Source organism: Armatimonadota bacterium (genome assembly GCA_017303935.1).
Classification (GTDB): Bacteria; Armatimonadota; Fimbriimonadia; order Fimbriimonadales; family Fimbriimonadaceae; genus JAFLBD01.
This window is the reverse complement of sequence record JAFLBD010000001.1, coordinates 805,665-818,683: the sequence shown is the minus strand read 5'-3', so window position 1 is coordinate 818,683 and position 13,019 is coordinate 805,665. Positions and strand designations below refer to the sequence as shown.

Genomic DNA, 13,019 nt, shown 5'->3' with positions numbered 1-13,019 from the left:
TTGCCGATTCGTTCCTGCATCGTTTGCAAAGCTCGCCTAGAGCAGAAAGCCCTTTATAGGGTGGTTGCAAGCCACGCTTCCGGGCAGCATCAGCCAGCTTCCGGACGAAGCGCCTATGTGTGCCTTCAATCCAACTGTCGCGAACAATTCGTGACCAAAGACAGGCTCGACCGCGCCCTGCGAGTCCGTGTTACTCCCGATTTCAAGGCGCAATTGAAGAAGGAGATTCTTTGTCACCAGTAACCATGGGTTCCTCAAACAACATTTCTGAACTCGCCAAGCAATATGGCGTCACGCCGAGCCAAGTGCTCAGCGCTTTGCAGTCGCTTGGCGTCGTACACGAGGGCGATGAGTTCCTCGCCGATTCCGATGAACTTGAACTGATCAAGGACTCACTCGAATCACAACGCGGTAAGAAGGTTCTTGTCGTGCAAGATGGTGCAACCCCGCGAGACATCGCGCAAGCAATCGGTGTCCCGCCGCAAGACGTTGTCAAAAACCTCATGATGAAGTTGAAGACGATGGCGCAGCTCACCACCAGTCTCAAGCCCGACATCATCGAAAAGGTCGCCGAATTGTACGGCTGTACGCTCCAATGGGGAGTCACCGAGGCTCCAAAGCCAGCGGCAAAACCGATCGTCAGCCGCGCCAAGAAAGTCGATGAACCCGCCGAAGTGATTCGGCCTCCGGTCGTCACGATCATGGGCCACGTTGACCACGGAAAGACCTCGCTGCTCGACTACATCCGAAAGGCAAACGTCGCGGACAAGGAACACGGCGGAATTACTCAGCACATCGGTGCGTACCAAGCGAAACTCGATCAAGGGCTCATCACATTCCTGGATACTCCAGGCCACGCTGCCTTTACCGCGATGCGAGCGCGCGGTGCACAAGTCACCGATATTGCGATCTTGGTGGTCGCCGCAGATGACGGCATCATGCCGCAAACGATCGAAGCCATCGGCCACATTAAGAACGCTGGCGTTCCGATGATCGTTGCGGTCAACAAGATCGACAAAGGCAACGCAAATCCAGACCGAGTGCTGATGCAGCTCACCGAGCACGAAGTTGTTCCTGAAGCTTACGGCGGTCAGATCATCACTTGCCCTGTCTCCGCTCATACAGGTGAAGGAGTTCCTCACTTGCTCGAAATGATTCTGCTCCAAGCCGAAGTCATGGAGCTCAAGGCGAATCCGAAGGGTGAATTCAAGGGAATCGTGATTGAAGCCAAGCTCGATAAGGGCCGAGGTCCGGTTGCAACGATTCTGGTTCAAGAAGGCACGCTTAAGATCGGCAGCAACGTCGTGGTAGGAACCGCCAGCGGCAAGATCAAGGCGATGACTGACTATCTTGGTGAGCGTGTCAATGAAGCAGGCCCATCGATGCCGGTCGAAATTCTCGGCCTGAGCGAAGTGCCAATGGCGGGTGAGATCGTGGAAGTCGCTCTCGACGAACGTGCCGCACGTAACAAGGCTTCGGATCGATCGGATGAAATCCGCAAGCAGCTCATCGCGCCAAAGCGAAAGATCAGCTTGCGCGATCTTCGCCGACAACTCGATAGCGACGAAACAAAGTCACTCAACCTCATCGTCAAGGCGGACGTCCAAGGCTCCGTGGAAGCGGTCCGCGGCATGCTCGAGAAGATTCAGAACGAGGAAGTTGAAGTCAAGATCGTTTACGCCGGTGTTGGAGCGATCACAGAAAGCGACGTCCTCCTTGCGAGTGCCTCTGACAGCATTATCGTTGGATTCAACGTAAAGCCAGAAGGTAAGTCAAAGTGCGAAGCCGAAAGGGCCAAGGTCGAAATTCGAGCCTACACCATCATCTACGAATTGATCGAAGATATCGAAGCTGCGGTCAAGGGAATGCTCGCCCCCAAGTTCGAAGAAAAGTATTTGGGCTCGGTGGATATCCGTGCGACCTTCAAGCTCACCAAGGCTGGCTTCGTGGCGGGTTGCTATGTCACTGACGGAATGGTCAAGCGCGGATGTCTATGCCGCGTAGACCGCGCTGGAGAACGCGTTTACGAAGGGAAGATCGAATCGCTCAAGCACATCAAGAACGACGTGCGAGAAATGTCCAACGGCCAAGAATGCGGTATCCAGTTCGAAAACTGGACTGGGTTCAAAGAAGGCGACAAAATCGAAGCCTACGAAATGGTCCAGATCATGGACTGATCCGCGCGAGACGGATGATAAGAAAAGCCCCGGAGGTTTCCTCTGGGGCTTTTTGTTGTGATAGTTAAAGGGAAGTTACTTGAGTTCGACCTTTCCGCCGGCTTCTTCAACCTGCTTCTTGATGCTCTCTGCTTCGTCCTTGCCAACGCCTTCCTTGATAGCCTTAGGAGCGCCGTCAACGAGGTCCTTTGCTTCCTTGAGGCCGAGGCCGGTGATTTCTCGAACGACCTTGATGACGCCGAGCTTGTTGTCGCCTGCAGCGGCCAAGATGACGTTGAACTCAGTCTTTTCTTCAGCAGCTGGGCCAGCATCGCCGCCACCAGCCATCATCATTGGCATACCCATCATTGGGGCAGCGGCCGTGACGCCGAACTTGTCTTCGAGAGCGGTCTTCAACTCGCTCAATTCCAAAGCGGTCATACCGCTGATCTTTTCTACGATTTCTTCAACAACAGACATGGTTAGTTGGATTCTCCTTCTGTGGATGGTGCTTCGGCGGCAGGCGCCTCGGCGGGGGCTTCGGCTTCAGCGGCTGGTGCAGCCTCTTCAGCGGGGGACGAAACTTCTGCGCTTGCGGCTTGTGGAGCTGGGAGCGGCGAACCTTCTGCAACCTTATCGGCGACGGCACCAATAACACGAATTGGATCCGCGTACAAGGCTTCGACAACACCAACGAGATTGGAAAGTGGGGCAGCGATCGCGCCAATGACTTGAGCGATCAAAACCTCTCGCGAAGGAAGCTTGCTGAATGCAACAACCTGATTACCGGTCATTGCCTTGCCAGCAAAGATTCCACCCTTGACTTCGAGCTTCTTGGATGAGGCAGCGAAATCGACCAGCATTTTGGCGCAGTCGGTTTCGTTCTCAAACAAGAAAGCGTAAGCCATTGGGCCACCCTTGAGTTCTTCTGCGAGGCTGGCAACATCGTCGCCGATCGCGCGCTGGAACAGGGTGTTCTTGATTACGTGTAATTCGCCGCCCTTTGCCCGGAGATCTCCGCGCAGCTTTTGAACTTGCTTCACCGACAAACCACGGTAGTCAGCTAAGATGACTCCCTTCGCCTGGGAGTACCAGCCTTGAGTTTGTTCGATGATTTGCGCTTTTTCTGCGGTAGGCATGAGCGTTTCTTTCTTAGCCCGCAGACAACAAAAAAACCCGTGAGCCAAAAGGTGGACTTCACGAGCAGGGAACGCGACACCGAAGTGTCCGCGCGGTTCCTATTCAATATTGTCTCCCTCGGCTGGATGATTAAGGCGATTTCTCACCCCCTGCTGTCTTAAGGCAAGCTGAATTATGTAACAAGGGCTGGGGAAAAGTCAAGCGACCTCCCCAGCCCTCTCTGTTTTGAACTCTTAATACCGATAAGTGTCAGTCTTGTAGGGTCCGTTGACAGGCACTCCGATGTAGTTGGCCTGAGTTTCGGTCAGTTGGGTGAGTTCGACTCCGAGCTTGGTCAATTGTAAGCGAGCAACCTTTTCGTCCAGATGCTTCGGCAGCACATAGACTCCAGGAGCGTATTCGCCGCGCTTGGTCCAAAGTTCGATCTGAGCGATCACCTGGTTAGCGAAGCTGCTGCTCATCACATAGCTTGGGTGGCCAGTACCGCAGCCCAAGTTCACCAATCGGCCCTTGGCCAGCATGATGATCCGCTTGCCGTCTGGGAACACCACATGGTCCACTTGCGGCTTGATTTCATCCCACTCGTATTCGGCGAGCGAAGCCACATCAATCTCGTTGTCGAAGTGGCCGATGTTGCAGACGATGGCTTGATCCTTCATCTGCTTCATGTGCTCGTGGTTGATCACGTGGAAGTTGCCAGTCGCGGTCACGAAGATGTCCGCGTGCTTGCAAGCGTAGTCCATCGTGACCACTCGGTAGCCTTCCATTGCGGCTTGCAGTGCGCAGATTGGATCGATCTCGGTCACCCAAACTTGAGCGCTGAGTGCGCGGAGTGCTTGGGCGCTGCCCTTGCCAACGTCGCCATAACCGCAGACGACGGCAATTTTGCCGGCGACCATCACGTCAGTAGCGCGCTTGATGCCGTCAACCAGAGATTCTCGGCAACCGTACAGATTGTCGAACTTGCTCTTGGTAACCGAATCGTTGACGTTGAACGCCGGGAATGGGAGCCGACCTTCTTTTTGAAGTTGGTACAGTCGGTGTACACCGGTGGTAGTCTCTTCGCTGACGCCTTGGATGTTGGCCTTGATTCGGCTATAGAACGTCGGATCGACCGCCAGCTTCTGCTTGATGCTCGCGAACAGAAATTCCTCTTCTTCGCTGGTCGGATTACTGATCAGCGAGGCGTCGGTCTCTGCGCGGCTACCGAGCAACACCAAAAGGGTAGCGTCGCCGCCATCGTCCAAAATCATGTTTGGAGTTCCGCCGTCGTGCCACTCCATCAATCGGTGGGTGTAGTCCCAATATTCGGCAAGCGTTTCGCCCTTATAGGCAAAAACTGGGACGCCAGCGGCTGCGATCGCAGCTGCGGCGTGATCTTGGGTGCTGTAAATGTTGCAGCTGACCCATCGAACTTCTGCGCCGAGATCGACCAGAGTTTCGATCAAGACCGCAGTCTGAATCGTCATGTGAAGCGAGCCGGCGATCTTGGCGCCAGCCAGAGGCTTGGACGCCGAATATTCTTTCCGAATCGCCATCAAGCCCGGCATTTCGGTTTCGGCGATTTTGATTTCTTTTCGTCCCCAAGCGGCGAGGCTCAGGTCCGCGACATGAAAGTCATTTGTTTTCATTGTTGCTGCCATCGTGTTTCTCTTTTAGAACTGTTTCAATCTTCGGCAAGGAGCAACAAAAAAGACGCTCCCAACCGAAACAATTTTTCGATCGCGAGCGCCGTTTGATCCACTTTCCGAACAACAGGTATTGCGCAGAAAACGGTGCTGAGCCTAGTCCAATCAAATCTGGATCGCAACGCTCCTCAGCAATACAAATTATGGCACCAAATTCAGGCCACCGTAGGCTCATTGGTGCCATTTTCACGTTCGAAAATCAATCCGCCCTCATTCTCACTCAGAATGTGGTGGCGAGCTTCGAGCTCGGCGACAACCTGCCGTAATCTTCGCTGTTCACGCAGAGGGGAGGCCACGGCGCCTCCCCTCTTTTTTGTATCGTTGTCCCCCATCGGCATGAATCTTATTTTGTTTCTGTCGGTTTCGTCATATACTGATGGGGATGGGATTGGCATTGAGGACGAGGTTGCTGGTGGTTGCGGGTGTGGTTGCACTCGGCTCGCAGTCGTATGCGCTGACTTGGTCAATGCGCGAAGTCGTTGTTCCCGGTGAATCGCAACTCGTGTTCAGCGGGATAAACAATGCGGGTCAGATTTCCGCTGAAGGGTGGGGTACAGCGAACATTTACCGTGTGAACACGAACGGTTTAGTGGAAACTGCGACTCCATCGGTACATCAACACACCAGCGTATCTTCAGGTGGCATTAACGAAGCCGGAGATGTGGTTGTGTATGGAAATCCGATCCCAGGTTCTGGTCGAACCAAAGTTGGGTATTGGACGCCAGGCGTAGGAATGACCGATCTTTTGGTACAGGATAACGGACAGAACTATTGGTTCGAGTCATTTGCCATGAACAATGCCCATACCGCAGTAGGTTGGGCCGAGTGGTTCGGAAATGGCGGAACGGGCGGAACAGGAAACGCCATCCGGTATTCACCTACGAGTAGCGCACTACTTGATCCCGGATACTGGGACGGCTACAACCTTGCCAGGGACATTGATGAAGCAGGATCAATTGTTGGATGTGTCAACTTCAACCCTATCCGCTGGAACCCAGATGGCAGCTATACGGGCCTTGCTTTGGCGGGTCACTATGGTGTGGCTTGCAGTATCAATTCCAGCGGCGTGATTAGCGGAATTCTAAGCAATTCAACCCGGCGATATTTGGCGATTTGGAATTCCTCGGGCCAATTGATACATAAGATCGACATTGGGGTTCGAAGCGTCGTGCCGCACCCTGTTGGCGAGGCAAGCTACATCAATGACAATGGAGAAGTTGTGGTAACTGGTGTCGTAAACAATTCGGCCAGGCAGTTCTTCTGGTCCCAGTCGACCGGGCTTGTTGACTTCACTGATTCCATCACGAACCGAAATGGATTCAACTTGACGGTGATCGGAATCAATAACCGACGAGAAATAATCTGTAACGGCTATTTGGGAACTAACTACAAGTACAACCTGCTCCTCACCCCAGTGCCGGAGCCATCTGAACTGATTGTTCTCGGAGTGGGGTTGGTGGGGGTCGCCCTCAGGCAAAGGCGGCGGAAGAGAATCGCCTGAAACGAACTCAGCAACAGACAAGCGCAAAGTAAATTGCCCACACCATTCACCGGTGTGGGCAATCTTGTAAATCTTGGTGGAGGATAGCGGGCTCGAACCGCTGACCTCCTGCATGCCATGCAGGCGCTCTCCCAGCTGAGCTAATCCCCCGAGGTCAACAACGAGTATGACCGATTCAAACAGGGCGTTGCAAGGGCACCTCTGGTTAATCCCGCCTTAACATTTCACGCGTAAAGTTCAAAAAAGCCGTCTGGCGAACCACAGCAAATTGAAAACCCGTTCTGATCCCATGCTAAACTAACGCAACGTTCGACCCTCGTCACCATGACAGGGTTGTCACGGAGGAATGAGCCTTGGGGAGTGCATATACACCTGGACTAACTGTCAGCAATGACATCGTCGTTCGCCGAGTTCGGCGATTGCCTATCAAAGGGGACGTTAGCGTCAAATCCGGCGATAAAGTCGAACCAGACACCGTCGTGGCGCGAGCGATGTTGCCGGGGATTCTGCAAACCATCAAACTTGCCGAAAAGCTGAGCCTCGAAGCAAAAGACGTGAAAAGCGCCTTGATGATGAAGGCTGGAGACACCGTCGAGAAGAACCAAATGATCGCCGAAACCAAAGGCTTTTTTGGACTCTTTAAGTCGGTTGTGAACAGCGATTTCAGCGGCGTGATCGAGTCGATCTCTGAGGTTTCTGGGCACGTTTTGATCCGCGAACCCTCGATCCCGGTTGACCTAAGCGCTTATATGGAAGGCACCGTTGCCGAAGTCATCCCTGACGAAGGCACGATTGTCGAGACTCGCGGCGCGATGGTCCAGGGCATCTTTGGAATCGGTGGCGAGAGAACCGGCATCATTCGAATGGCGGTGAACTCTGCCGCGGATGTTCTGGATGAATCCGCGATCAAAGATGACGACGCCGGCAAGATTTTGATCGGCGGGTCGCTGGTTACGGTGGGTGCGTTCAAGCGCGCGGCTGAAGTCGGCGCAGTCGGACTGGTGGCTGGCGGCGTGCTCGATAGCGACCTGATCGAATTCCTTGGATACGACATCGGCGTTGCGATCACCGGCCAAGAACCGATCACCTTCACTTTGATGGTGACCGAGGGCTTTGGCAAGCTGAACATGGCAGAACGGACTTTCAATTTGTTCAAGTCGCTGGAAGGCAAAAGGGCCAGTATGAACGGGGCAACTCAGATCCGCGCGGGTGTGATTCGTCCTGAGATTATTGTGCCGCTGGAACTGACCGGAGCGGCGACATCTGCTGCGGGCGGTGCACTTGAGCTGAAGGCCGGGACTCCGATTCGAATCATCCGAGAACCGTACTTTGGAATGTTGGGAACGGTCACCGATCTTCCGGCAACACTGGTTGTCTTGGAATCGGGAACCGAAGTCCGCGTGCTCAAGGCAAAGCTCGAAAGTGGGGAAGAAGTCACCGTTCCACGTGCGAACGTTGAAATCATCGCCACTTAAACCATGAAAATACTTCTTGTTGACGACGAACCTACAATTTGCGAAACGCTAGAACACAAACTCCGAAAGGAGGGCTTTAGCGTTTTTGTTGGAAACTCGGCAGAAGAAGGAATGAGGCTCTTTAAGCAGGTCCGTCCGGACCTGCTTTTGCTTGATGTCATGCTCCCGAACCGGTCTGGATTTGAACTATGCCGGGCAATCCGAAAGGAGCACCAAACCCCGATCATCTTTTTGACCGCGCGCGCCAGTGAAGATGACCGCGTGGCTGGGCTGGAACTCGGGGCGGACGATTACATCGTGAAGCCGTTCAATTTGGGGGAAGTCACGGCTAGGGTCCGCGCCGTTCTTCGCCGAACGACTGGCGATACTCCGCTTGAGGTCGCTGAAAGCGGCAACCTGAAAATCGACCCCAAAACGCACGAGGTGACTCTGAGCGGCAAGACCATCGAATTTGCTCCGAAAGAGTTCGCCCTGATCTACTTTTTCGTTAGAAACAGTGGGCAAGTGTTCACTCGCGAACAACTTTTGGACCGAGTCTGGGGGCAAGACGCATACGTGTCGTCTCGCACGATCGATGTGCACGTGCGGTGGATTCGGGAGCAGATCGAAGAAGATCCTGCCAGCCCAACAAGGCTGGTCACTGTTCGCGGCGTCGGCTACAAGTTTATGGGCTAGCGCTTGCGCACTTCGTCCGGAAAGTCTCGGTAGAGAGCGGACTTGTAGTTGCAGACTTTGCTGAATACGGCAGCATGCAACTTCTCGATTTCGCCATCTCGCTCCGCGACGATCATGAACGCGGAATCAAGTTGCGCCAGGTCTTTGACACTCATCGTGATGTTGAACTCGCCAAGTACTTCTGGCCCAAATCCGAACTTTCGGCGCTTGATCGAAAACCCTTCGATCCGGCCCATTTCAGTCAATTTTGAGAGGTATCGATCGACTGCATCGGTGAATTCGAGGTCCTTGACTCCGGGGAGGAGATCTACCCATGTTTCGTAGTAGTTCATTAGAACCTAGGGTAGCACGATGGAACTGCCGATAATGTACGGTTGTTAACGCAGGAAGTTGCCCCGACTGCTAAACTATGGGGCGTACACCATTTATGAAAACGGCACTCATCACAGGAATTACCGGCCAGGACGGCGCATACCTTGCCGAACTGCTATTGCAAAAGGGCTATTCGGTCCACGGTATCAAGCGGCGCACGTCGTTGTTCAATACCCAGCGCATTGATCACCTCTATCACGATGCTCATGAAGAAGGGTTGCCGTTCAAGTTGCACTACGGCGACCTTACAGATTCGACTTCATTGATTCGTGTGATTCAAGAGGTTCAGCCGGATGAAGTCTATAACCTTGGTGCGCAGAGCCATGTGAAGGTGTCGTTTGACGAGCCTGAGTTCACCGCAAACTCCGACGCCATCGGAACCTTGCGATTGTTGGAAGCGATTCGAATCCTTGGTATGACCGACAAGGTTCGGTTCTATCAGGCATCGACTTCGGAACTTTATGGTTTGGTCCAAGAAATTCCGCAAAAGGAAACCACGCCGTTTTATCCTCGCTCGCCATATGCTGTGGCCAAGATGTATGGCTACTGGATCACGGTGAACTACCGTGAATCGTATGGCATGTACGCTTGTAACGGCATTCTGTTTAACCACGAAAGTCCGTTGCGAGGTGAGACATTTGTCACGCGTAAGGTCACTCGCGCGGCAGCCCGAATCAGCGTCGGTCTTCAGAAGAAACTGTTCCTGGGCAACATGGACAGCCTTCGAGACTGGGGACACGCCCGTGATTATGTCGAAGCGATGTGGTTGATGCTGCAGCAAGACGCTCCAGACGATTTTGTTGTGGCTACAGGCAAGCAATATTCGATTCGCACACTGTGCGAGCACGCCTTCCGCGAAGTTGGCATGGACATCGAATGGCGCGGCAAGGACGAACAAGAAGTCGGTGTGGACAAGGCTACTGGTCGAGAAGTGATTGGCGTGGACCCGCGCTATTATCGACCGGCCGAAGTGGAGACCTTGCTTGGCGATCCTACAAAGGCAAAGCTCAAGCTTGGATGGGAACCGAAGGTATCGTTCGAAGAACTCGTGAAGGAAATGGTCGCCTCCGACCTCGAAGCAGCGCAGAAGGATGCCCTGATTCGAAACGAAGGCTTCAAGGTGTATCAGAGTGCTGAAGAAAGCCGATAAGATCTTTGTCGCGGGTCACCGGGGCTTAGTGGGCTCGGCGATCGTGCGCCAGCTCAAAGCAGCTGGTTTCGATAACATCATCACTCGCACTCGGGCCGAGCTAGACCTCGAAAATCAATCGGCGGTGGCTGATTTTCTAGCGGCTGAAAAGCCGGAATGGATCGTGATGGCCGCCGCGAAGGTGGGTGGCATTGGCGCGAATTCCACTTATCCAGCTGACTTCATCGGCCTGAACCTGGTGATGGAGTGCAACCTGATTTGGGGTGCGCATCTGGCTGGAGTTCCAAACTTCTGCTTCCTTGGTTCGAGCTGCATCTATCCTCGCGATACGGCCCAGCCGATTCCAGAAGACGCCTTGCTAAGCGGCAAGCCAGAACCGACCAATGCTCCTTATGCGATCGCGAAGATTGCTGGACTGGTGCTCTGCCAATCGATTCGCAAGCAGTTCGGCCGGAACTACTTTACGGTCATGCCGCCGAATGTCTATGGGCCTGGCGACAACTACGACTTGCAAACAAGCCACGTGCTTCCGGCATTGATCCGCAAATTCCACGAGGCGAAGCTGGCGGGGAACACTCCTGTCACTTGCTGGGGTACTGGTTCGCCGCGGCGAGAATTCCTCTTTAGCGACGATGTTGCTGGCGCGATCCTGTTCCTCATGCAGACCGACGATGTGCCAGACATGGTGAACATCGGTGTTGGCACTTCTGTCTCGATCAAGGAGCTCGCCACAACGATTCAACAAGTGATCGGTCATGAAGGCGAGATTGTCTGGGATACCTCAAAGCCGGACGGATTTCCCGAAAAGACTAATGACGTCTCGCGACTGTTCGGGCTGGGATGGCGCCCCGAGAAGAGCTTGGTGGCCGGAATTCAGGCTGCATACGACTCTTTCCTCGCTGGCGAAGTCAGCCGGGTTTAGATCAGACCTATTCAAAAGCCCCTGCTGGAAATCCAGCAGGGGCTCTGTTGTGTTGGGGATCCGAAATTACTTCGGAATTGGAAGGCCCATCGCTTCCAGCCACTCTCGCAGCTTGGCGATTCGGGTTGGATTGTCGGTCGGCAGAGTGAATGGCCGTCCGCGGGTATCGAAGATGATTCCAACGGTTCCACCCTCAAACTTTCGGGTGATTTCCTTACCTTTGCCTGCACCGATGTCCAAAGTTTTAGCCGGGGTAACCGTCAGTTCAATGAACTCGTTTCGATCGCAAGGAATCACCTTGATCTGGCCGAGAGGCATTGTGAAGTTGTGGCCGGAGCCAGAAACGGTCAGCGCTGGCTCATTGCCCTTCAATGTGCCCACTGGCGAAATGCAGTGACCGCACTTGACGATACAGTCGTATTCAAACACTTCCTTAGCGGCTTCGTATAGGTGCTCGGACAGTACGCCGAGGTGCGGCATCATGAAGATGCTGTCCACAGTGAGCATGGTCACGCCTTCTGGTTGGTACGCATCCATCATCATCAGGGCCGATTGAGCACGTCGTGGCGCATGGCTAAGCACACCGCCGGAGCCGATCACCATGTCGAGGTCCATCATCTTGATAAGAGTGGAGCCGGATGCGGCTTGGTCGAAAATCTGACCGACATCGCGCTGTTGTTGGGAACCCGTGAGCGACCGAGCAAGCGACTTGTGGTGGTCAAACGCTAGCCGGAGAGCTTCTCGGCTTACCGCATGCTCAATCAACAGGTCTTCGTAGGCTTGCGGGATCGTCGTTGGACGAATCATCTTGTTGCGCAGCCGGTTTCGAACATCATTTGGATTGATCTCGAATGGTAGCCAGCGAGCGATGTTGTCGATTCCAGCTTCCTTGAGAACGTTACAAATCGAGTAACTCATGCCAAGGTTCGCAGACACGGTTCGGTTATAGATTCCGCTGAAAACCGAGAAAACGTCTGTCGTCGCGCCACCGATGTCAACACCGAGAACGTTGATGCCCTCCTGGTCGGCATAAGACTTCATCAGTTTGCCAACCGCGTTCGGAGTGGCCATGACTTCTTCGCTCGCCCACTCCAGCAACTTGTTATAGCCAGGTGCTTGTTGCATCACGTGCTCAAGGAACAGCTCGTGAATTTCGTCGCGCGCTGGATCAAGGTTCTCTCGGTCCATGGTCGGACGAAGGTTGTCCACCATCTTGAGAGCGATATTCTTTCCGAGAACTTCGTGAACGTCATCCCGCGCTTCGATGTTGCCCGCAAAAATCACTGGGAGCTTCATGTCGCCAAATCGCGGCTTTGGATCGGCGCGTCGCACGACTTCAGCCATATCGATAAGGTGCGACCGGGTACCGCCATCGGTACCGCCTGACATTAGGATAATGTCGGGGCGGAGTTGTCGCAGCCGCTCCACCTTTTGGAATTCTTTTCGACCATCATCGACGGCCAGCGTGTCCATCAAGATCGCGCCTGCACCGAGTGCAGCTCGTTCTGCTGATTCGGCAGACATCGACTTCACCACACCTGCGACCATCATCTGCAATCCGCCACCAGCAGAACTGGTTGAGACGTAAAGATCTGAGGCTTCGTTATCCGTTGATCGGGTGTCAATCGTCGAGCCATCTTTAAGTAGCTTCCAAACCGTGTCGTTCTTGACGAGTGATCGCCGGCCTGGAGTAAATCCCTCTGCTGTCGGAACTTGTTCAGCAGTGATTTCTTCAAGCTCGGTCATCGCGTTCAAGACGCCAATGGTCACGTCTTCAAACGGCTTTTCGACCGTCGTAGGAGCTTCGCCACGAGCCACAAGTCGATACTTGCCCTCAGGATTTCGCTCAATCAAAATTGCCTTGGTCGTTGTAGAACCACAGTCGGTCGCCACAATGCGCCGGATATCTTGCGCCATAGCGTGCATTATGCCTAAATTGA

Annotated in this window: 12 protein-coding genes, 1 tRNA gene and 1 riboswitch; of the genes, 7 read left to right on the top strand and 6 right to left on the bottom strand. The window is 53.9% G+C overall.

The features are described 5' to 3' along the window. Together J0L72_03875 and infB are read left to right on the top strand one after the other, a co-directional pair. Entirely contained in the window at window positions 1-243 is a 243-nt protein-coding gene (locus J0L72_03875; GenBank protein MBN8689915.1) for a DUF448 domain-containing protein, read from the top strand. Then, the gene (gene infB, locus J0L72_03870; protein MBN8689914.1) at window positions 231-2,177 is read left to right on the top strand and encodes a translation initiation factor IF-2; all 1,947 of its coding nucleotides are present in this window, start codon (window positions 231-233) and stop codon (window positions 2,175-2,177) included. Before J0L72_03875 ends, infB begins: the two co-directional genes overlap by 13 nt. Window positions 2,178-2,252: 75 nt before the next feature. Here infB and rplL read toward each other — a convergent pair whose 3' ends face one another. The 3 genes from rplL to J0L72_03855 form a co-directional block, all read right to left on the bottom strand. Next, on the bottom strand, window positions 2,253-2,636 hold the full coding sequence (gene rplL / locus J0L72_03865; GenBank protein ID MBN8689913.1) for a 50S ribosomal protein L7/L12: 384 nt from the start codon (window positions 2,634-2,636) through the stop codon (window positions 2,253-2,255). Window positions 2,637-2,638: 2 nt separating this feature from the next. Next, complete coding sequence (locus J0L72_03860; protein MBN8689912.1) at window positions 2,639-3,295, bottom strand: 50S ribosomal protein L10; 657 nt, start codon at window positions 3,293-3,295, stop codon at window positions 2,639-2,641. 234 nt (window positions 3,296-3,529) lie between these two features. Then, the gene (locus J0L72_03855; protein ID MBN8689911.1) at window positions 3,530-4,927 is read right to left on the bottom strand and encodes an adenosylhomocysteinase; all 1,398 of its coding nucleotides are present in this window, start codon (window positions 4,925-4,927) and stop codon (window positions 3,530-3,532) included. Between the two features lie 88 nt (window positions 4,928-5,015). Further along, a riboswitch (S-adenosyl-L-homocysteine riboswitch) is annotated at window positions 5,016-5,120 on the bottom strand. 246 nt (window positions 5,121-5,366) lie between these two features. On the opposite strand from J0L72_03855, the gene J0L72_03850 reads away from it, so the two are divergent. After that, window positions 5,367-6,485, top strand: coding sequence for a PEP-CTERM sorting domain-containing protein (locus tag J0L72_03850; protein MBN8689910.1), 1,119 nt, complete (start codon window positions 5,367-5,369; stop codon window positions 6,483-6,485). Between the two features lie 74 nt (window positions 6,486-6,559). Here J0L72_03850 and J0L72_03845 read toward each other — a convergent pair. Then, a tRNA-Ala gene (locus J0L72_03845) sits at window positions 6,560-6,635 on the bottom strand. Between the two features lie 203 nt (window positions 6,636-6,838). Between J0L72_03845 and J0L72_03840 the strand changes: the two genes are divergently transcribed. Continuing rightward, window positions 6,839-7,960, top strand: coding sequence for a hypothetical protein (locus J0L72_03840; protein ID MBN8689909.1), 1,122 nt, complete (start codon window positions 6,839-6,841; stop codon window positions 7,958-7,960). Window positions 7,961-7,963: 3 nt separating this feature from the next. Continuing rightward, window positions 7,964-8,635, top strand: coding sequence for a response regulator transcription factor (locus J0L72_03835; protein MBN8689908.1), 672 nt, complete (start codon window positions 7,964-7,966; stop codon window positions 8,633-8,635). Here J0L72_03835 and J0L72_03830 read toward each other — a convergent pair. After that, window positions 8,632-8,967 carry a hypothetical protein gene (locus tag J0L72_03830; GenBank protein MBN8689907.1) on the bottom strand — a complete coding sequence of 112 codons (336 nt, stop codon included), beginning with the start codon at window positions 8,965-8,967 and terminating at the stop codon, window positions 8,632-8,634. The genes J0L72_03835 and J0L72_03830 overlap by 4 nt on opposite strands. 95 nt (window positions 8,968-9,062) lie before the next feature. On the opposite strand from J0L72_03830, the gene gmd reads away from it, so the two are divergent. Both gmd and J0L72_03820 read left to right on the top strand, forming a co-directional pair. Continuing rightward, a complete protein-coding gene (gene gmd, locus J0L72_03825; GenBank protein ID MBN8689906.1) occupies window positions 9,063-10,157 on the top strand; it encodes a GDP-mannose 4,6-dehydratase in 1,095 nt (364 codons plus the stop codon). After that, window positions 10,141-11,079, top strand: a complete 939-nt coding sequence (locus tag J0L72_03820) for a GDP-L-fucose synthase (GenBank protein ID MBN8689905.1) — start codon at window positions 10,141-10,143, stop codon at window positions 11,077-11,079. The genes gmd and J0L72_03820 overlap by 17 nt, the downstream gene beginning before the upstream one ends. A gap of 66 nt (window positions 11,080-11,145) precedes the next feature. Here J0L72_03820 and J0L72_03815 read toward each other — a convergent pair whose 3' ends face one another. Beyond that, window positions 11,146-12,996, bottom strand: coding sequence for a glutamate mutase L (locus tag J0L72_03815; GenBank protein MBN8689904.1), 1,851 nt, complete (start codon window positions 12,994-12,996; stop codon window positions 11,146-11,148). Between the last annotated feature and the right edge of the window lie 23 nt (window positions 12,997-13,019).

Coding starts and splice junctions, on each gene's coding strand:
- rplL (MBN8689913.1), bottom strand. CDS start 2,636: ATGTCTGTTGTTGAAGAAATCGTAGAAAAGATCAGCGGTATGACCGCT.
- J0L72_03860 (MBN8689912.1), bottom strand. CDS start 3,295: ATGCCTACCGCAGAAAAAGCGCAAATCATCGAACAAACTCAAGGCTGG.
- J0L72_03855 (MBN8689911.1), bottom strand. CDS start 4,927: ATGAAAACAAATGACTTTCATGTCGCGGACCTGAGCCTCGCCGCTTGG.
- J0L72_03850 (MBN8689910.1), top strand. CDS start 5,367: ATGGGATTGGCATTGAGGACGAGGTTGCTGGTGGTTGCGGGTGTGGTT.
- J0L72_03835 (MBN8689908.1), top strand. CDS start 7,964: ATGAAAATACTTCTTGTTGACGACGAACCTACAATTTGCGAAACGCTA.
- J0L72_03830 (MBN8689907.1), bottom strand. CDS start 8,967: ATGAACTACTACGAAACATGGGTAGATCTCCTCCCCGGAGTCAAGGAC.
- gmd (MBN8689906.1), top strand. CDS start 9,063: ATGAAAACGGCACTCATCACAGGAATTACCGGCCAGGACGGCGCATAC.
- J0L72_03815 (MBN8689904.1), bottom strand. CDS start 12,996: ATGGCGCAAGATATCCGGCGCATTGTGGCGACCGACTGTGGTTCTACA.